The organism is Streptomyces sp. AC627_RSS907 (genome assembly GCF_019049165.1).
Map to the genome: position 1 here is coordinate 1 of NZ_JAGMUE010000926.1, position 823 is coordinate 823.

1 protein-coding gene and 1 pseudogene are annotated in these 823 nt (G+C 70.4%); both read left to right on the forward strand.

Annotation, left to right across the window (positions count from 1 at the left end; translation table 11 throughout):
• Positions 1-342: pseudogene (locus KUM32_RS39490) on the forward strand (hypothetical protein); the annotation flags it as partial.
• A 169-nt stretch (positions 343-511) separates the two neighbouring features.
• The coding region (locus KUM32_RS39495) for an FAD-dependent oxidoreductase (RefSeq protein WP_217146564.1) at positions 512-823 on the forward strand (312 nt) is incomplete at its 3' end.

The following is an 823-nucleotide window of genomic DNA, read 5'->3' on the forward strand; positions in this document are numbered from 1 at the left end:
CCCCTGGAGGGCGAGGCACGGGCCCTGCTCGCCGCGGAGGGAAAGACCCGCAAGCCGCGGAATCCGTCGGGCGAGGTCGGCGCGAACACCACTCCCCGCACACCGCTCGACGGAAGTGGCACGACCGTGCCCTCGTGCGTCCAGCAGGCCACCAAGCGCCCCGATACGCCCCTCGCGGCGCGGGAAGACTCCTTCAACGGCACCCCCGCCTACCTGGTGCTGCTGCCGCATCCGGGCGACGACTCGCGCGTCGACGCGTTCGTCGTGGACGCCGCCTGCGTGCGGAAGTCCCCCTCGCCGCCCGGGACCGTGCTGCTGCAGCGCAGCTTCGCCCGCGACTGAGCGTTCCGGCCACCCCGCTGTCCGTCACACGAACACGGCCGGAAGCCCGGGCGTCCCGGGAATGCCGGCCCCGTAGTATCCGTTGGGTGAGATGGCAGCAGTTTTCCGGGAACGATCGCCGGTCGGTTGCCCCCCAATCCGTCGTCGGCAGAGACAAGGAAGACATCCCGTGAGCGACGTCCGCAACGTGATCATCATCGGTTCCGGGCCCGCCGGCTACACGGCCGCGCTCTACACGGCCCGAGCCGCGCTGAAGCCCCTGGTCTTCGAGGGTTCCGTGACCGCGGGGGGTGCGCTGATGAACACCACCGACGTGGAGAACTTCCCCGGCTACCGTGACGGCATCATGGGCCCGGACCTCATGGACAACATGCGGGCCCAGGCCGAGCGCTTCGGCGCCGAGCTGATCCCGGACGACGTCATCGCGGTCGACCTCACCGAGGACATCAAGACGGTCACCGACTCCGCCGGCACCGTGCAC